Origin of the sequence: uncultured Porphyromonas sp. (genome assembly GCF_938023125.1) — a bacterium.
Taxonomy (GTDB): domain Bacteria; phylum Bacteroidota; class Bacteroidia; order Bacteroidales; family Porphyromonadaceae; genus Porphyromonas.
The window spans coordinates 209,499-228,008 of record NZ_CALHDW010000017.1; the positions used below are offsets into that span (position 1 = coordinate 209,499).

General features: G+C 50.9%; 13 protein-coding genes. 5 read left to right on the forward strand and 8 right to left on the reverse strand.

The window, feature by feature from the left end; all coding sequences use genetic code 11:
* Window positions 1-6 precede the first annotated feature (6 nt).
* The 6 genes from Q0090_RS05630 to rdgB all read right to left on the reverse strand — a co-directional run bounded on the left by Q0090_RS05630 (window position 7) and on the right by rdgB (window position 9,304).
* Entirely contained in the window at window positions 7-2,049 is a 2,043-nt protein-coding gene (locus Q0090_RS05630; protein ID WP_297948474.1) for a M13 family metallopeptidase, read from the reverse strand.
* 48 nt (window positions 2,050-2,097) lie between these two features.
* Window positions 2,098-3,003: a nucleotidyltransferase gene (locus tag Q0090_RS05635; RefSeq protein WP_297948482.1), complete on the reverse strand. Its 906-nt coding sequence runs from the start codon at window positions 3,001-3,003 to the stop codon at window positions 2,098-2,100.
* Window positions 3,004-3,079: 76 nt separating this feature from the next.
* Window positions 3,080-4,591, reverse strand: coding sequence for a PAS domain-containing protein (locus Q0090_RS05640; RefSeq protein ID WP_297948490.1), 1,512 nt, complete (start codon window positions 4,589-4,591; stop codon window positions 3,080-3,082).
* 383 nt (window positions 4,592-4,974) lie between these two features.
* A complete protein-coding gene (locus Q0090_RS05645; RefSeq protein WP_297948500.1) occupies window positions 4,975-6,378 on the reverse strand; it encodes a C1 family peptidase in 1,404 nt (467 codons plus the stop codon).
* A 29-nt stretch (window positions 6,379-6,407) separates the two neighbouring features.
* A complete protein-coding gene (locus Q0090_RS05650) occupies window positions 6,408-8,717 on the reverse strand; it encodes a hypothetical protein (RefSeq protein WP_297948506.1) in 2,310 nt (769 codons plus the stop codon).
* Window positions 8,714-9,304 carry an RdgB/HAM1 family non-canonical purine NTP pyrophosphatase gene (rdgB, locus tag Q0090_RS05655; RefSeq protein ID WP_297948513.1) on the reverse strand — a complete coding sequence of 197 codons (591 nt, stop codon included), beginning with the start codon at window positions 9,302-9,304 and terminating at the stop codon, window positions 8,714-8,716. Before rdgB ends, Q0090_RS05650 begins: the two co-directional genes overlap by 4 nt.
* 52 nt (window positions 9,305-9,356) lie before the next feature.
* Here rdgB and Q0090_RS05660 point away from each other — a divergent pair, with 52 nt between their 5' ends.
* Genes Q0090_RS05660 through Q0090_RS05680 form a run of 5 tightly spaced genes read left to right on the forward strand, consistent with a single transcriptional unit; the run spans window position 9,357 to window position 14,480 of the window.
* A complete protein-coding gene (locus tag Q0090_RS05660; RefSeq protein WP_297948516.1) occupies window positions 9,357-9,746 on the forward strand; it encodes an MmcQ/YjbR family DNA-binding protein in 390 nt (129 codons plus the stop codon).
* Complete coding sequence (locus Q0090_RS05665; protein WP_297948521.1) at window positions 9,727-10,500, forward strand: biotin--[acetyl-CoA-carboxylase] ligase; 774 nt, start codon at window positions 9,727-9,729, stop codon at window positions 10,498-10,500. Before Q0090_RS05660 ends, Q0090_RS05665 begins: the two co-directional genes overlap by 20 nt.
* Window positions 10,484-11,272: an RNA methyltransferase gene (locus Q0090_RS05670; RefSeq protein ID WP_297948523.1), complete on the forward strand. Its 789-nt coding sequence runs from the start codon at window positions 10,484-10,486 to the stop codon at window positions 11,270-11,272. Before Q0090_RS05665 ends, Q0090_RS05670 begins: the two co-directional genes overlap by 17 nt.
* 11 nt (window positions 11,273-11,283) lie before the next feature.
* Entirely contained in the window at window positions 11,284-14,097 is a 2,814-nt protein-coding gene (gene uvrA / locus Q0090_RS05675; protein WP_297948526.1) for an excinuclease ABC subunit UvrA, read from the forward strand.
* Window positions 14,088-14,480, forward strand: coding sequence for a helix-turn-helix domain-containing protein (locus tag Q0090_RS05680; protein WP_297948529.1), 393 nt, complete (start codon window positions 14,088-14,090; stop codon window positions 14,478-14,480). Before uvrA ends, Q0090_RS05680 begins: the two co-directional genes overlap by 10 nt.
* Window positions 14,481-14,569: 89 nt before the next feature.
* On the opposite strand, the gene Q0090_RS05685 is transcribed toward Q0090_RS05680, so the two are convergent.
* Window positions 14,570-16,306, reverse strand: coding sequence for a leucine-rich repeat domain-containing protein (locus Q0090_RS05685; RefSeq protein WP_297948532.1), 1,737 nt, complete (start codon window positions 16,304-16,306; stop codon window positions 14,570-14,572).
* 17 nt (window positions 16,307-16,323) lie between these two features.
* The gene (locus Q0090_RS05690) at window positions 16,324-18,291 is read right to left on the reverse strand and encodes a hypothetical protein (RefSeq protein WP_297948535.1); all 1,968 of its coding nucleotides are present in this window, start codon (window positions 18,289-18,291) and stop codon (window positions 16,324-16,326) included.
* Window positions 18,292-18,510 lie beyond the last annotated feature (219 nt).

An 18,510-nucleotide genomic window follows, 5' to 3' on the forward strand; every position in this document is an offset into this window, starting at 1 on the left:
ACTATATTACCAAACGAGTACGCGATCTTCGGGAGCAAGATACATCTTGTCACCCGCCTTGATACCGAAAGCCTTGAAGAAAGCATCGATATTGCGGAGCGTCTGATTTACGCGATACATACCCAAGCTGTGGGGGTCGATATTGGTAAGGCGGATCATCTCTTGCTCTGTGATATTTTGACCCCAAACGCGTGCATAACCGATAAAGAAGCGTTGTTCGGCGGTAAATCCATCAATCATGGGAACTTCCTTGCCCTCAAGAGCCTTTTGTAGCGCGAGGTGGGCTACGATAAGACCACCTTGGTCAGCAATGTTTTCGCCCAAAGTAAGAGCACCATTTGCCTTTACGTTACCCACTACGGTGAGTGCGTTGAACTGATTTACGAGCTTAGCGGTAGCGGCTTGGAACTTGGCAGCGTCTTCTGAGGTCCACCAATCGTTCATATTACCGTCCTTGTCGTAGTTACGGCCTTGGTCATCAAATCCGTGTGTCATCTCGTGACCGATCACTACCCCGATGGCACCATAGTTTACAGCATCATCTGCATTGGGGTTGAAGAACGGGGGTTGCAAGATACCTGCAGGGAAGCAAATCTCGTTGGTTGTAGGCATGTAGTAAGCATTTACATCCTGAGGGTTCATGAGCCAACGCTCACGATCTACGGGCTTGCCTAGCTCGCTCATGTTGAAGTCTTGCTCAAAACGAGTTACTTCTTTGAGGTTTTCGTAGAAGCTCTTATCAGCACTGATAGCGAGCTTTGAGTAGTCTCTCCACTTGTCGGGGTAACCAATCTTTACGGTAAAGGCATTGAGTTTTTCTTGTGCTTTTGCCTTGGTAGCATCGCTCATCCAATCGAGGCTTGCGATGCGCTCACCGAGAGCAACCTGGAGGTTCTTAACAAGCTGAGCCATCTTTTTCTTAGACTCGGGCGAGAAGTGACGCTTTACGTATACCTCACCAAGAGCTTCGCCGAGAACGCCATTAACCAAGTTGACAGAACGACGCCAGCGAGGATGTTGTTCCTTGCTACCGCTAAGAGTCTTTCCGTAGAACTCAAAAGAGGCAAGAGAGAAGTCGTCGCTAAGGTAGCTAGCAGCGCCATCTATTTCGGATGCGATAAGATAGTCCTTGATCTCACGTAGGTCTGCCGTGGGGAACCACTTGTCGAATTTATCGAAGTAGTTGTATTGGGTTACGTCCCACTTTTCGAGATTAGAGAGATTGCGCTCTGCAAGGTATGCGTTCCAATCAAAGCCCTTGTGCGAAGCGGCAAACTCCTTAACAGCCACAAAGTGATAGTTGGCACGGCTATCGCGCAACTCCTCTTGCGAGTAGCTCATTTGAGCGAGCTCACGAGAGATCTTTGCATTGTTTTTGGTAATACGATCAGCGTCTTCCTTGCTATAACCGGCAAGAGTGAGCACCTTATTGATGTACTTATTGTATGCCTCTAGGATCTGTGCATTCTCAGCAGATAGGTAGTATTCTCTATTGCCGAGAGCGAGAGAGGGCTGAGACACGTGCATAATGTTCATGGTGCTGTTCATGTCATCGGCAGCTACATAAGTGCCAAAGAATACAGAACGGCCCTCTTTTTCCCACTTACCAAAGATCTTGGGAAGGTCTTGCTTATTAGCGATGGCTTCGATCTCTTCGAGGTCTTTTTTGATAGGCGTAGCACCCAATTCATTGCGGGTGGTGCTATCCATTGCCTGCTTGTAAAGTACAGCAACGCGATACTCGTTAGTACCCTCTTTTTGTTTTTTATCAGCAAGCTCTTCTACGATGTCGCGGATCTGTTCGATGGAGCGTTCGCGGAGAACATCAAACGAGCCATAACGGCTATGAGTAGGGGGGAGAGGGTTGTTTTTCATCCAACCGCCATTGGCGAAGAGATAAAAATCTTCGGCAGGATTTACCGTCGTGTCTAGCGCTGTAAGGTCAATAGCAGGCATAGCATCTTGGTCTTTTGTACCATTGCCACCGCTACAACCCGTAAGCATAACCCCCATAAATGAGGGCAAAAGAAGTAACATCTTTACTTTCATAGGTTTTATAATGACTAAGTTTTGTTCTCAAAAAAAGATGATCGGACCTCAGAAAAGCGGTGATGGATACGTACCATCGGCCGCTAGAAGGGCTAGACGAGCCACCACGTTATCACGATCTTCGTGGTAGGTCACGCCAAACCACTGTGCCGTACTCGAGAGAAGGCGCACCTTTGCCTCACCGCTTTTTATAAGCGTGTCTACCATTAGAGGAATGTAAAATTCACTCTTAGGCTCTGCGATATGCTCCTCTAAGAAGCGTACAAAAGCCTTTTGGGAGTAGTCGAAATAATCGGGAGTAAAGCCCCAAAAATTCATCGAAACAGGGGTAGACAAGGGGAAGGCTTGGCCGGACTTCCCATCAAGGCAGCGAGAGGGATCTTTAGGGTCTCTGGCAAGAGCCGTCTGCTCCTCCACCTTTTGCAAGCAACCCTCCGAGTCTACCGAGCAAACACCACGCGATACCGTTCCGCCTTCGCTAAGCGTATTACCCAAATGATAGGCCACCATGCAGTAGTCTCCCTTGGTCATAGGGTCCACATTTTGTAGCGCCTCTGCCATCACAGCAAAAGCCTCTCTACCATAAAAATCGTCGGCATTGATCACGCAAAAAGGCTCATGAATAGCCTCTGCAGCCATCAATACAGCATGATTTGTACCCCAAGGTTTTACACGCCCTTCCGGGCAAACAAAAGGGTGAGGGAGCTTACCAATCTCTTGAAAAACAACCTCCGTAGGAATGGCGTGCTCATATTTAGATAAGACCTTCGAGCGGAATTCTTCTTCAAAATCTCGACGAATTACAAATACGACCTTACCGAATCCCGCATGCAATGCATCATAGATCGAATAATCCATAATGGTCTCGCCATTGGGACCCACTCCGTCTAATTGCTTAAGGCCTCCATACCGGCTTCCCATGCCGGCAGCCATTACAAGAAGGGTCGGTTTCATATCTTACAAATCTAAATAGTTTCGTCTCTTGCGGCTGCAAAGGTACGCTTTTTTGCCTAGACACCCTACTTAATGATCAAATCCCGCCATACGAGGAGATAAGGGCAGCCAATCGGCTCATCAATTCGTCAAGGGGCATGTCGGAGCGTTCACTCATCGTTTTGAGGGTAGCCATGGGCAACATCACCTTGGCAATGGGCGTCTGTAGCATTGCGAATTTGGGGTTGATCGAGGGCAAATCCTCCTTCAACTGGGGGTAACGTTTGAGTAAGTCTTTTAACTTAGTATTGGGAGATAGTACCGAGCTATTGCCCTCTTCCTCCGGAGCCTCGGGCGTCTGTTGCTCTTCATCCCAAGTAAGCAACGTACGAGAGCCCTCTAAGCTTCGGATATGAGTACAGTCTTGCATCATCTCCAAAACGCCTCGGAAGTGCCCTTCGGCATCACGCACCGCCACATAAACGATATAGATAAAGAGGCCGGGCTTATTGATCCAAAACTCCGCCCTACTCTGCTCGCCTCGTCTGAACTTCTCTATGATTTCCTCCACAATATGAACGCTCTTGGGCGGGTGGCATTTGCTTACCTCTCTACCAATCACCTCCCTACTACGGGGGAATACTCTATGCGGAGTATCGGTATAGAACTTGACTAATTCGTTCTCATCCACATAAGAAAGATCTACGGGGAGATGGCGGAAGAGGAGGTTGATCTGATCCAACGTCAATCTCCCCTCAGCCACGTGCAGGACCTCGTCGGACGACTGCCCCTTGGAGCCAAGTCCATGGCGAGCGAGCAAATCGGCCAGCTCTCCCATAAAGTCACCCTTGGGGGCCGGAGCGTTAGAAGGCTTGTATTCCGGCATTTCTATACCAAAGAATCCGATCTCGTAGTCCCCATGCTTCATGGCCTCAAACTCTGTCTCAGAAATCAATTTGAGCGAGGTGGGATAAAGGATTAGCTCCTCTTTGCTGATCAAGTCGAGCATATCGGTTGCCATGGTGCGGAAGGCCTCGGGGAAAGCAGCATAATTGCCCAACTGCAGTAGATCCATTGCCTTATTCATCTCATCGCGCACATAGTCGTCGTACGTCCACATTGTAGTAGAGGGGCGAGTAAAACCCTTTCTCTCGAGTACGGAGTAGAGTTGATTTTGTTTACGACTAAAATGCACTTTATAGGGCATGATCTCTTGCATCAAAGCCGTCCAAGGCTCTGGAGCGAACTTGCTTTGCAGCAACTTCTCGCCCTCTTGGAGCAAGGCTTTCATCTTCTCGGCTTCTCGCAAATAGGCATCGAGGGGATGCCCAAAGGGGAGAGAGAGCTTGGGTTGCTCAATAAGTCCATTAAAGATTTGCAGGATCTCGTGTACATTCTCCGTGCGGCATTCATCGGGATCTTCGTCAGCTTTTACCAGCTGCTCAGCTGCGGCAAACTCTTCGGGAGTGATGCGCCCCACATCTTGGAGCATACGTTTTTGTGCCTCTTCTAGGGTGATTAAACCATCGCTGTACTCACTACGAATTTGGAGCATGCGCTGCAATTTGCCTTTATCTAGGCTATCGAATATGGGATTTGTCGGACTCATACTTTCTTTTTTATGGTCGTGATTATTTGTTTGCGCTGAGGGAGCCACTCAATGCTCTCCCAAACCGATACAAATATACAGAGAATCACTCTAACAGCCCAATCCTACACGATAAAACATTGAGAAAAAGTCGATTCTCCCCACACTCAAAACAAAAGAAAAACGACAGCCTATATTTTTTTGTACACGGGCCTAAAAGAAAATATTTCTTGGGCTAGATTTCCTCAAAGATCAGGCAATATAGCGAGGCGTTTCCGGCTAGTTTTCTGTCCTTTTCTGGGCAGAAAGGGAACCCCCTCCCAAGGCAAAAGAAAAATGCTGCCACCTTTCTACCCAAAGAGAAAGATAGCAGCATTCGATTGCTTCGTACTCAGTGCGAAGTATTACTCTTCGGCACGGAACATAGGATCCCAGGGGGGAAGCATGGTAGGCTTGTCGTTCATCACAGCGCGCACTTTATCCGTAAGGTATTTCTTATCCACTACGATACGGAAAGTATAGGCATCAAACCACTCGTCCGTCATGATGAGGTGACCTTGGTGCCCCGAGGTAGCTCCCCAACTATTTTCCACCATCCATTTGGTAGGTTTGCCCGCTGCATTCAGATCCACGGCAACGAGAGTCATGGCGTGGGTCGAACCACTATCGCCGGTCTCGATACGCTCCTTTTTGGTCATATCAATGGGGTAACCGAGGATCGCTTCGTAGTCGTTGTAACCGAGGCTTAGTACCCCACGCTTGCTATCGAGTTCCTTGCCCACATCGCAAGAATAATAGAGCATTGTGCTGTCCTTTATAGAGGCAATCGCCATTGTTTTTAGCTCTTCGATGGGCACATTTACGTACGTCCAGTTCTTACCGTCATACATGTGGCGATCGTACTCAATCTGGTAGGTTTTGTAGTAGGGACGCGAGGGGTCGTTCATAATCATCACATACTCGTTGCGGAGATCGCGCCCTATAAACTCTTGATAGAAGCTCTTAGGGGTGTACTCTTTTGTACTGATAGCCTTGCCTTGAGCATCGCGGAGCGTATAGGTAAACTTCGTAGGGGGCTCTCCCAAATTGAGTACCAAGAGACGATACACACTCTTGAGAACGGTTAGTTTTTGCTGTTCTAGTTGCTTTTCACTGGCCCCCTTCTCAGCAGCCTGGCGAAGGCGAATCCCCCCTTGGCGCAATACCTTAGCGATAAGAGAAGAGAGACGGCTTGTATTATTGCTGTTGGTTGTCTCGGGCATAACTTCGCTCGGCACCACACCATACTTAGTAAGGTTATCCGAAACGCCCGTGAACTGACCTCCGTCGCCGATGGGGTTGTGGAAGAGCCAAGCCACCGTACGATCGTCGATGGGTTTCTTACGAGTATCGATAATACTTTGGAGAAAGAGATTGGACTTCTCTAGCTGATCCCAAAAGAAAGAATAGTTATGCGAGAAGAAGAACTCACCCGCATTATTCTTTTGCATTAGCTCGGCACGGAGCACATTCAGACCGGTAAAGAGCCAGCAACGTCCGCTCTGCTTTTGGTCGGCGATACCTCGGCTCGCTACTCTATGAGAGAATTCCCCTGTGGGATAGTCCTTAGGAGCGGCACTGGTAAGCACCATTCCATTGGCTTGGATTGCGTTAAGGAGGGCTCGATTGGCAGGGCTTTGATCGAACCCCGAGCGGATAGTAGCGAGATCTTGCTCGGTAAGACCGCCCTTGCCCACTTGAGCTGCAACCGGTAGAGAAAGCGTGAAAGCTAACGCCAGCGATAGCGAGGTGAGTAGATTTTTTTTCATTGTTCTATTACTCTATTTGGATTATTTATTTACAAAACGGCAAAGCGCACAACCGTAGCCTTATGGCTCTTAGGGTCGCTGATAAGTACGGAGTAGACACCCGGGGCATAGCGCTCCCCACTCGAGGAGCGTACGGTAAGCGGATATTCACTCCCCGTGGCAACATCGCTATGCACCAAGCCCCCCTGAGCATTGGTAATACGTAGCTCCATACCGGTATTAAGGCCCGTAATGGTAACCAAGTCCGGGTCTTCGGGGCGGAGAGGATTGGGGTAGACATGAATAGAGCTCAAGGACTCTTTCGTTGTATCGAAGTTGCCGGTTTGCAGGGTAATTAGCCCCTCAGAAGTACCAATGTAGAGCAACCCCGTAGTATTGTCGAGCGAGAGGGTATTTATACTATTGCTCAAGAGAGGACTATCCTCGGCACGATAGTGTGCCAGTATTTGGGTACCATCGCTACTGAGCAAATAGAGCCCATCGCTTGCGGTTCCCACCCATTTATTGTTGAGCCGATCCACGGCTAGGGCATTGATGCGCACGTTGTCGAGGACGTAATATAGGTTAGGCTCTACCCCACCTACGGGGCGAGAAGCCATGGGAGAAGAAGCCTTATGCACACGAGTGGGAGCGTTTACGATGATGGGGCCCTTGTCTGATCCCAACCAAAGCACGCCCTCTCTGTCGAGTGCCATACAGTAAAAAGTGCGCGTGGCAATGCTCCTACCCGAGCGGTCGACAAACTGCGAGATATTGCGAATCACGTCATCGGACGTATTATCGGGAGTGCCATTGATATCCACAATTACCACACCCGTCTTGTCGGCATCCTCAATTGTGCTCCAAACGATATCCCCGGGGAGTACCAAAGAGGGGCCAAAGGCGTTTACCTGACGCACACTCATCTCTTCGAATTTATACCAATTGCCCTTGGCATCGAGGTAGAGAATATTTTTGCCCACAGAGCCTTGGAACATCCAAAGCCCCCCTTTCGAGTCGAAAGACAAGCTCCCCACACGCACAAAACTATTGCTGTAGGGCCTATTGGGGATAGCACTTGAGAGGGGACTATTGTCCAACGAATATTGCTGTACCAGCTCATCATTGCGAAACTCTAGCAAGCCTTCGCCCCAAGTAGAGGCGAAAAAGTGCTTCGGATCGAGAGGGTCTACGGCCAAGGAAACCACGTCGTAGAACTGAGGTTCTACTCGCCACTGCACCTCCTTACTCGTAATCTTGGCCCAGGGGAGTGCCCCATCTTGTATCTTGATGCACCCCCGGATATAGCTACGGTCGCCCCCTCTTCCGCCGGAGACGGCGTAAAAACGGGTTCCGGATAGCAGGGTGTAGAAATAATTATTGTCCCAAGGACTATCGTATTGAGGCTTCCACTCTTCGCCACTCTCCTCAGAGCCCGAGAGGGTGAGGCGCTCTATACTGTACGAAGTGGCAAGCCAAAGCTCCGAGGGAAGGCCTCCGGCTCCCAAGTCTACGAGGTCTGGCCGAAAAGAAAGCGGGCGAGGCGCCTGCTCTTCGTCGAGAAGAATCAGGTTCTTTTTACCTTGTAGCAACGTGGTTTTGTGCTCTCTAAGAAGATTCTCAATCCCCGAATAGAAAAGAGTGGGCGTCCCCTCTCCTTTTGGGAGGCGGTAGAGAGCGCCACCTTTGCGTAACAGCAACAAATCGCCTTTGTAGGGTGCAATCTGCACTAATTGAGATGTATCGTTGGGGAGAGTGACCCGCGTCCACTCAGAGGGGTCTTGCAAATTACGCGCCTCATCGCCTCGGAATAGCAAGCCATCGGGACGCAAAGCGTAAAGAACGCTCCCCAACCGGGCAACATCTCGCACCTCAGAGCCCAAAAAGTAGGTGGCCTCGATATGGGCACGCTCTAGCGATACTCTGGAGATACCAAAGCCCCCGGCCAGATATACCTTGCCCTCATCGGGCACAAGGCGGTGGAGCTTTTTGTCTGCCAATCGGTAATTGTCATACAAGGCCGTATTGCTCACAACCCCTTGGGGGGAGAGCACATCCATTTTACCGGATAGATAGTATATGAATAATTGCTGCGCCGAAGCCTCGTAATAGATCCTAGAGATCCGATTATCGGTCAGCCCATCGGCATGACCATAGAGGTGTACATGGTCGGGGCGTTTCTTCTCGATCCCGAAAAGACTTCCGTTGGCAACAAGGTAAATATGGGTCGGAGTATCCTCTACTTGCTCATAGTCGTTCATGGCAAGGATCGGCTTCCAAATAGCCTCCTGAGCGACAAGAGGGAGTAGCGACATAACCCAAACGCCCAAAGCTAGGGCAAAGCGAAGTAGCGGCTTCATAGGGGATGTTGTTTAAGGTATTGACTAAAGGCGGCGATGGCGCGAGCTCGGTGGCTCATGGCATTCTTCTCAAGCTCCGACATTTGGGCAAAGGTTCTCTCCTCGCCTTCCGGCACAAAAAGAGCATCGTACCCGAAGCCCGCCTCTCCACGTTCTTCTAGTATGATCGTTCCCTCCACGCTTCCCTCAAAAAGATGCTCATCACCGGTGGCATCGATATAGGCAACCACGGTACGAAAACGAGCTTTGTAAGGCGGATCGAAAGCACGAAGATCTGCCACCAACTTTTGCCGATTGGCAGCATCGTTGTGCGCCTCACCGGCATATCGTGCGGAGTGTACCCCCGGAGCGCCTCCCAAGCAATCGACTTCGAGCCCCGTATCATCGGCAATCGTAGGGAGCAGAGAAAGGCGATGGGCATCGCGCACCTTTATGAGGGCATTCCCCTCAAGGGTAGGGGCATCTTCTGCGGGATTGCTTTGCACTCCGGCCTCTGCCAGACTGATTAGAGTGCATCGCTCTTGCAAGATTTGGCGCACCTCTGCGAGCTTGTGCGTATTATTCGTAGCAAAAAGTAGTTTTTCCATTATCTTTGTGAGTGCAGTTAGTGAACTCCACACAGGTAGCAAAATTAGCAAGATGGCAGATATTATCCAAATACAGGAGCTATGTTTAGCTCTTCCGGGGGTGGAAGAATGCTTCCCGTTTGACGAGACAACGCTCGTTTTTAAGGTAGGCGGAAAGATGTTTGCCCTTATTCCCCTAGAGAAAGATCCCCAAATGATGGTCAAGTGCGACCCCGATCTTGCCGAAGAGTGGCGGCTCCGATTTGAGGAGGTAGAGCCTGCATTTCACATGAATAAAAAGCATTGGAATAGTGTTATTTTAGGGGGGACACTCTCTTGGGAGCGAGTAGAAAAGATGCTCCTACACAGCTACTATCTTGTAGTACAAGGGCTACCCAAGAGACTTCGCTGCACACTTACCCTACCGGATTCCCTCGCAGATTATGCCCACCCTCAGCTTTAGCGTACTATCCCCCACCTCACCCGTAGAGAGCACCTACACCTACCTCTACGATTGGGCTGCACAACACCCTCAAGACCCGAACGCCTATGTGCTAGAGGTGCCCTACCAATCGGCAGGGCGCGGTCAGCAGGGGAACTCATGGTACTCCTCGGAGGGGGAAAATCTTTTACCCTCCTTTCTCGTTCGCTTTCCTCACTTCTATGCCCCCATGGCTTGGGCCGTCTCGGAGCTTACAGCACTCGCCGTTTGGGAGGCTGCAGCCCCACTCGTGCCCTCTCCGGAGCTATTACGCATCAAGTGGCCCAATGATATTTACTACGGAGAGCGCAAACTCGCAGGCATATTAGTAGGGCATTCATTTTCAGAAATGCGCATCAATTATAGCATCGTAGGGGTAGGGCTTAATGTCAATGAGCGTACATTCCCCTCCGACCTCCCCAACCCTATATCCCTTTATCAGATAGTTGGGAAAGAGCTAGACCTCTCTCTCGTACGCTCCCTCCTCTACCAATCGATGGAGCAACGCCTCGGGGAGATTGCCACGCTCACCCCAACGCTCAACATGTATCACCTCGACTACCTCGAGAGACTCTACAAACGCGACGAAAAAGCCACCTTCCGCAATACCCAAGACGGACGGGAGTTCGTAGGAATAATACGCGATGTTCAACCCAATGGGCTCCTTGTAATGATGGCAGAGGATGGGCTCAAGCACTTCGCCTTTAAGGAGATAGAATATGTTCACGACCTCTAGCAATACACTCTCACAGCGTGAGAAAAAACTCATTGTAGCCCTCCAGCAAGCCAAAGTGCGCCGTGCGGAGGGGCTTTTTGTGGCGGAGGGTCCCAAACTTATAGGGGAGCTCCTTGCTACCTTTCCTTGCCGATTGCTGGTTACTACCGCCTCATTCCTCCCTCTTGTGGAGGGCTTGGGTCAGATCCAACGTGTGGTGCTATTGCCTGAGGAATACGACTTTAGTTCCCTCAGCACACTGCGTACTCCGCGCCCCGTGATTGCCTTGCTGGAGCTCCCGATTCCCCCCTCGGCTTCTACCATTACCGCTCCGAGTCTTTTGCTCGACAACGTACAAGACCCCGGCAATGTAGGCTCCATCCTACGCACGGCCGATTGGTTTGGCTGCCGATCTGTATTTACTACAGAGGGTACAGCAGACCCCTTTTCGCCTAAGGTGGTACAGGCAACGATGGGCGCCTTGGCACGGGTCAAGGTAACGCCGGTAACCGACATCCACTCTCTACTCGGGCAAGCCCATAGGGATGGCGTTGCTATTTGGGGGACATTCTTAGAGGGCGAAGATATTCTCGCACACCACAGCACGCCCCTCTTCTCCTCCCCTTATCTTTTAATTATGGGCAACGAAGGGCAAGGCATCTCCCCCACGGTTGCTCAATATGTAACTCAACGTCTTACTATCCCCTCCTCTTCTCCAGACGGCAAACAGGTAGAAAGCCTCAACGTAGCTGCCGCTACCGCTATTGTATTGGCCTGCCTACACCGTCACTAACCTCTCCCTCTATGAACGAAACAATCAAGCACGACCAAGGCTATATAGAGATTCGTGGGAATCGTGTCAATAACCTAAAGAACATTGATCTCTCCATACCTAGAGGGAAACTCACCGTTATATCGGGAGTTAGTGGATCGGGGAAAAGCTCTCTGGCCTTCGACACCCTCTACGCCGAGGGGCAGCGAAGATATGTGGAGAGTCTATCGAGCTATGCACGTCAATTCCTAGACAGAATGCCCAAGCCCGACTGCGACTTTATCCGCTACATACCGCCAGCCGTGGCTATACAACAGCGCGTAATCAGCCGTAACCCCCGTAGTACGGTGGGAACAAGTACGGAGATCTACGACTATCTGAAGATGCTTTTTGCTCGCTTTGGTAAGACCATTTCTCCCATCTCCGGCGCCGAAGTCAAAAAACACACTTCCCACGATGTAGTAAAAGCGGTGGGCACCCTCCCGGAGGGGACTCGCATCTATATAGTGGCTCCTCTAGCCGAGCGTGGCGCGGCTCTTACGAGCCGACTCCAAATCTATCAGAGCTCCGGATTCAGCCGAGTTTGGAGCGAAAAGGGGGGCGTGATGCGCCTAGGAGACTTCTCTCCTGGCGAGCAAGAAGAGGCTCTCTACCTCGTAGTGGATCGAATGTCGGTGCGACATGCCGATGGAGCCTTCGAGACCCGACTTGCCGACTCGGTGGAAATTGCCTTTTACGAAGGGCACGGAGCTTGTAGCATCGTTGCGGAGGGAGAGAATCCCGTCAAACTAGACTTTAGCAACCGACTAGAGGCAGACGGAATCACCTTTGCCGAGCCCAGCCCCGACCTCTTCGACTTTAACAGCGCCACAGGAGCCTGCCCCGAATGCGAAGGGTACGGAAAAATCCTCGGCTTATCGCCCAACTTGATTATCCCCAATCCCTCACTCTCCATCTACGAAGACGCCGTTGCCTGCTGGATCGGGCCCCAATCCTCCCTCTGGAAAAAGGAGTTTATGGCTCTTGCCAGTAAGGAAGACTTCCCCATCCACACGCCTTATAAAGATCTTACCGACGAGCAACAGAGGCTGGTGTGGCGAGGATTCTACCACGAGCAGTACCAAGAATATGTAGGGATCGACAGCTACTTCAAAATGCTGGAGAAGGAGCTCTACAAGGTACAAAATAGGGTACGACTTGCCCACTTCAGGGGCCGAACGACCTGCCCTTCGTGCGGAGGGAGGCGACTACGCCCCGAGGCATTATATGTACAATTTGAGGGGAAAACAATCGACCAAATCACCCAACTCTCTATCCTCGACGCCCGTAACTTCTTTGAGGGAATCGCACTACCCGAAGCCGAAGCCAAAGCCGCAGAGCGACTCCTTTACGAGATTCGAAGCCGACTACAGGTACTCTGCGACGTGGGGGTAGAGTACCTCACTTTAGATCGTCTCTCCAATACACTCTCGGGGGGCGAAAGCCAACGTATCACCCTCTCCACTCGGCTAGGGAGCAACCTCTACGGAGCTATGTACGTACTCGACGAGCCTAGCATAGGACTACACGAGCGCGATACGGAGCGACTCATCGGGGTGGTAGAGCGCCTGCGTGATGCCGGCAATACCATTGTGGTGGTGGAGCATGACGAGAAGATGATTTGTGCAGCAGATACACTCGTAGACATCGGGCCCGATGCAGGCATTCATGGGGGAGAAGTGATCTATGTAGGCTCCCCAAAAACCATAACCCGGGAGACTCCGGGGTACACTGCCGGCTATTTATCCGGACGGCTTTCTATCCCCATCCCCGCAACACGTCGCGCCTACAAACACCATATCACCATACACAACGCTCAGAAAAACAATCTGCAAAACCTAACCCTCGACCTCCCTCTCGGGGTCTTGGCCGTGGTAACCGGCATTAGTGGCTCGGGCAAGAGCACCCTGGTACGAGACGTGCTCTACGAAGATCTCCGGCACTACTTCGACACACACGAACCGGGCTCTCTCTCGGGCGATCTCAAGAGATTGAAAGCCGTAGAATACGTAGATCAGAATATGGCAGGGCGCAATGCGCGAAGCAACCCTGCGACCTTCATCGGAGCTTTTGACTCGATCCGCGAACTGTATAGCCGCCTGCCCCTCTCTCGCCAAATGGGCTACAAACCCTCCTTCTTCAGCTTCAACAATAAGAACGGAGGCCGTTGCGAAGAGTGTAAGGGCGAGGGCACGATTGCGGTGGAAATGCAGTTTATGGCAGACCTGATCCTCACCTGCGATGCCTGTGGAGGGAAACGCTTCAAACGTGAGATTTTGGACGTGGAATACCATGGGGTCAACATCAGTGATCTCCTCACGATGAGCATATCCGAAGCCGTCGCTTTCTTCCAACAATACCCCGAAGAAGAGTACACCAAAGCCATTGTCTCTCGCCTCAAAGTGCTCGAAGAGGTAGGCCTCGGGTATGTGCAAATGGGGCAGAGTTGCTCTACTCTATCGGGGGGAGAAAACCAGCGTCTAAAGCTCGCTTACTACCTGGCTCAACGCACCGTAGAGCCCACACTCTTCATCTTCGACGAACCCACTACAGGGCTACACTTCCACGATATCTCCCGCCTACTCCACTCCCTGCAAGCCCTTATAGAGAAAGGGCATTCCGTACTCATTATTGAGCATAATCTGGAGATTATCAAGTGTGCCGACTACGTTATAGACCTCGGCCCTGAGGGGGGAGCAAAAGGAGGATTACTCATGGCTTGCGGCACTCCGGAGGAGGTGGCAGCTTCGCCTCAGTCTATTACAGGGCAATATCTACGAGAAAAACTACAACCCCTATGCCCCTAAAGAAGAAAACAACACCCGAGAAGCTATTTTACTCCCCCCACGAAGTTTGCGAACTTATCGGGGAGGACGTGCACACCCTCTACTATTGGGAAGATACCTTCGGGCTCTCCATCGAAAGAAGCCGGGGCGGACACCGACGCTACACGCCGCAAAACATAGAGACCTTGCGGCTGATTCATTTCCTCATCCGCGAGAGAAAGTTTACCAGCGATGGCGTAAAACATTACCTCCAAAACCCCAATAAAGAGGAAAACAAGCGCAAGGTAATAGAGCAACTGCGCATCTCTCTAAACGAGGTGGAGGGGCTGCTCAAAGCCTTCAACGCCTATCGCTTATCCCAAGGCGGCGTACACCACGACTCCAACGACGAGTTCTTCGAATAAAAAACAAGCGGAGCAACCCTAGCTTTATTAGGATTGCTCCGCTCTCTTTTTGGGGCGACGTTGTACCGAATCAGTAGCCCTTCACCTCCTTAGAAATAGAGTTTTTCGAGATGCCTATGCCCCGATACAGCATCGGTATAAACCGCAAGATAGGTACCCTGGGCAGGGCGAGAGAGTACTACTTTACTACCCTCCACAGACGCAGTATATAGGAGGGAGCCATCGAAAGCATAGAGCTGCACCACGCCTTGCAGCGCCTGCCCTTGTATCGCTAGTTGGCCATCGCTCACGACAAAGCGTACGGCCTTAGCCCCTTCGGGCTCTAGCAAAGCATCTATATCAGCACCCGATCCATCCCCCTTGATTTGGGGTGTCCAGTTAAGCCCTTCTGCTATATCGGTACTACTGCATTGGGCGGAAAAATCGCCTTTCAGCCCATTGATAAGATTGACCTTTGTAGGCTTCTCATCGAGCATCGGCAGCTGCCTGTAGATGGCATTAAGCTCTTGACTTGTCATCTTATTCTCTGGGATGCCCAACATCGTAAGCTTAGAAGTGCGCGAGAGATCTAGCGAATGAATTTGATTATTGCGCAGGTTGAGCAACTTGAGTTGTGGGCACTCCGAGAGGTCTATCTCGCTCAATTGATTGCTTCCGAGGTCAAGCGTTTCGAGCTGCGCCATGCCCTTGAGGGAGAGGGCGGTCAGCTTATTGTAGGGCACTTGTAGGAAGGCAAGTTTTGAGGGCGAGGGGTGCAACGTTAGGCTCTCTAAGGCGCATTTCTTTGCCTCCAGGCGAGTCAGCTCGGGGCATTTACTCACATCAAGGTGAGAGAGGCGGCTGTTGCTATTGCACCAGAGCTGGCTAAGGGAAGCCATTGCTCCGAAGTCAAATTGATCAAAATTGCACGAGCTCAGCCCTAAGTCTGTGAGCAAGCAAGGAGTAGGCAGCAGTAGCTTCGAGAGGTTGCTTGCCCCCGTCACCATGAGGTAAGATAGCTTCGGACAATGGGTCAAATCGAGTTGAGAGATAGCCGTATTCATAGCGAGCAATTGGGTCAACTCGGGCGCATTGAGGGTGAGCTCTTTAATCTCTTTATTGCCGGAGCAATTGGCTATTTTGAGCTGATTGTAGGGGGCCAAATTAAGCTCCGAGAGGCGATTATCTGCTATCAATAGCTCTTCGAGGGGAGCTTGTTCACTTAGCACTAGCGCCATGAGTCTGCAGTCACTTGCAACGAGGTGGGTCAGTTTTGGGCAGCGGGCTAGGTCTAACCGCTCCAGGCGTCCCATACGAGCACAGTCTAAATAGGCCAGCTCAGGGCAGTGAGTTACGTCCAACTCGCTCAAGAAATTACCCGAAACAACCAAGCGTTGCAACTTGCTACAAGCCTTTACATCCAGGCTCTTGAGGTTGTTGCTGAAGAGCTCGATATTGGCAAGTTCTGTATTCCGGCTCAGGTCAATCTCACTCAGATAATTGAGAGCAGCCATCAACACTTCGAGGCGGGGACAGTTACTCACATCCAGCATTTTTAGCTTAGAAGAGGTGCAATTGAAGCGACGCACATCGCCCTTAATCACAATATCCTCCCCCTTAACCTCCCCCGAGGGTTCGCTAAATGTAGGGCCGATAACATACTCTACAAAGACACCATCACCCCAGTCAATGCTTGCCGGGGTTCCCTCTTGGGCCGCTGCAAGGTTAAAGCTAATAGGCGTCCCCTTGGCAGCGACTGTGGAGAGCCTGATCTCTTGGGCCCCTCCCGTAAGAACAGCGAGGAGGAGAGAAGCCCCCACAAGGAGGGCGATACGAATCTTATTCATCGACTTATAGTTGAGACTTAGAGTATATACTTTACAGAGCGGAGCGCCCCCGAGGTGTGTTGCAATACGACCACATAAGCGCCCTGAGCAAGGGAGCCATTGGCATACTCTACCCCCTCGAGCGTATAGATATGGGCGATATTCCACTCCATTGATTGGGTATAGAGATAGCCGGCGGCGCGACCGAGAGCGGGAAGAGAAGGTGCCACTACCGGAGCACACCCGGTGAGCAAGGCGTCGTTAATTGGGGTAGATGCGGATTGCAAGGTATAGGTAAGGTAGGGTTGCTCGGCAGTACCTTGGCGGAATACAGCAGCCGTAAGTCTATACTTATCCGCAGCATAGTCTTCCATTTTGAAGGTGGGGAGGCGGAGAGCAAAAGAGCCATCTTCTTTGATCTCTAGCGGAGTACCCTCGGCGGCACTAAGCACCTGTTGCACCCTATTGTAGATGGTATTTTCGGCTACGGACACGGCCTCTGTCTCAGGATCGAAAGTGGGCAATGTGCTATTCTCTACCAGATAGACCATAGCTCGGAGGTCGCTTGTACTCTTCTCATCCACGCTCAGCTTACCCGTAAGCTCTACCGTGAACTCACCCGAAGCGGCACGGCTCATCCCAATAGCTAGGTCACTAAAGGCCTTTCTATGGAACGAATTGGAGAACATATAGTTGTAGATATCCTCTAGCGAACCTATGCGCACCGCAGGCGTGTAGAGCGAGAGATTGAGAAGTTGCTCGGCATTATTCAACGTACCATAGACAGTCATTAGATCACGATCGTAGACCATAAGCGGAGATTGATTGATGCGGAAGGCTTGGGCCACGGGGCTAAGCGAGGCGACTTGAGGCGTAAAAACACCCTCGCTTGAGAGGTCTCCTGTAATAGTAACAAGCGTGATCTTCTCGGGCGTTCTGGTCTTACCGAGGAGGGTTATCATACTCGTAAGAGCACGTTTGTACCCCTCAAGACTAGCGGGGTCTTTGGGGTCGATAAAGAGCTCCAATTGGTGCTGACGCATGTAGCCATGATCTACATAGTAACGACGATAGGGGCGAGCTCGCTCACCAAGCTCTACCTCCGTATCATTGAGTTTGGTAGGCTTTATATGGATGGTATGTAGCTCGGTATCGTTGGGGGCAACAAAGACGCAAGCCTGCTGTAGGTCGTCCATATTGCTACCCGGCAGTAGCTGCACCTCTTTGAGGGTTATGGTCTTTTTATCCGCTGTATTATTGTCAAACCAATAGGTAAACTCGATCTCATCGATCTGCTTATCGGAGCCATTAGTAAAGTAGTAGGTGAAGAAGATTTTGGGCGCCTCCCCCTCTGTGATGGGGAAGTAGTTGGGGCCGTAGACATTGTCAAACACCACCCCTTCGTAGGGATCTTTTGGCTCCGGGTGGGGTGCTTGCCGGATGGGTAGGATCTCGGAGAAGCCCCACGTAGCCGCAGGTAATTGCTTGTATTGCTCCACCAACGCCTCGGGAACATAGAGTTTGATGGTGGCGAGTTGTTTTTTGTCTACAAAGAGACTTTTTGCCTTTACCATACTCTCCCCGGGCAGGGTTATAGCCGTAAGATTAGGACACTTTTGCAAGGCCTTGGCCACGATGCTGGTGAGTGTTTTAGGTAAAATTAGCTCTTTGAGGGCAGGGCTATTGGCGAGAGCAACAGAGAGCTCGTTGGCTGCATAATCCACATAACTCTCCTCATCCGAATAGGCCTCAATGGTAGCTTCGCTAAGGTCGAGACGCTCCACCATACGACATTGAGCATGTAACTCTAAGAGGTCAATTTGGTTAATTGTACCCTTGATAACAAGGTCGGTAGCCTCGGCATGGGCGGCAAAAAGCGCAGAGCCAGAGCCTGCCTCCGCAACTACAATCTCCACAGGATCGGCAGCAAGAGAGAGAGGCAATAGCCACCCCAATAGGAAAAAGAACATCCGTCCCAGGGGATGCAAAGAGTAAATTTTCTTCATATCATTTTGTATTAAGAGTTTTCTCGCGAAAGTCTTCCCATTGACACTCCTACAGAAGTATTGTGCCAACGACTTACAAATGTATTGATAAATACTCTCCTAATCGATCTATTCTATCTAGAAACTCAAGTTGAGGCGAAAAAAGATGAGGCGAGGCATGAAAAAACGCACGAGCTGCATCTCAACAACTCGTGCGCTAAATCTTTTTGATTCCTAGGC

Excerpts from the sequence above, each read along its gene's own strand:
- Q0090_RS05630 (WP_297948474.1), bottom strand. The coding sequence starts at position 2,049 with ATGAAAGTAAAGATGTTACTTCTTTTGCCCTCATTTATGGGGGTTATG.
- Q0090_RS05635 (WP_297948482.1), bottom strand. The coding sequence starts at position 3,003 with ATGAAACCGACCCTTCTTGTAATGGCTGCCGGCATGGGAAGCCGGTAT.
- Q0090_RS05640 (WP_297948490.1), bottom strand. The coding sequence starts at position 4,591 with ATGAGTCCGACAAATCCCATATTCGATAGCCTAGATAAAGGCAAATTG.
- Q0090_RS05645 (WP_297948500.1), bottom strand. The coding sequence starts at position 6,378 with ATGAAAAAAAATCTACTCACCTCGCTATCGCTGGCGTTAGCTTTCACG.
- Q0090_RS05650 (WP_297948506.1), bottom strand. The coding sequence starts at position 8,717 with ATGAAGCCGCTACTTCGCTTTGCCCTAGCTTTGGGCGTTTGGGTTATG.
- rdgB (WP_297948513.1), bottom strand. The coding sequence starts at position 9,304 with ATGGAAAAACTACTTTTTGCTACGAATAATACGCACAAGCTCGCAGAG.
- Q0090_RS05660 (WP_297948516.1), top strand. The coding sequence starts at position 9,357 with ATGGCAGATATTATCCAAATACAGGAGCTATGTTTAGCTCTTCCGGGG.
- Q0090_RS05665 (WP_297948521.1), top strand. The coding sequence starts at position 9,727 with ATGCCCACCCTCAGCTTTAGCGTACTATCCCCCACCTCACCCGTAGAG.
- Q0090_RS05670 (WP_297948523.1), top strand. The coding sequence starts at position 10,484 with ATGTTCACGACCTCTAGCAATACACTCTCACAGCGTGAGAAAAAACTC.
- uvrA (WP_297948526.1), top strand. The coding sequence starts at position 11,284 with ATGAACGAAACAATCAAGCACGACCAAGGCTATATAGAGATTCGTGGG.
- Q0090_RS05680 (WP_297948529.1), top strand. The coding sequence starts at position 14,088 with ATGCCCCTAAAGAAGAAAACAACACCCGAGAAGCTATTTTACTCCCCC.
- Q0090_RS05685 (WP_297948532.1), bottom strand. The coding sequence starts at position 16,306 with ATGAATAAGATTCGTATCGCCCTCCTTGTGGGGGCTTCTCTCCTCCTC.
- Q0090_RS05690 (WP_297948535.1), bottom strand. The coding sequence starts at position 18,291 with ATGAAGAAAATTTACTCTTTGCATCCCCTGGGACGGATGTTCTTTTTC.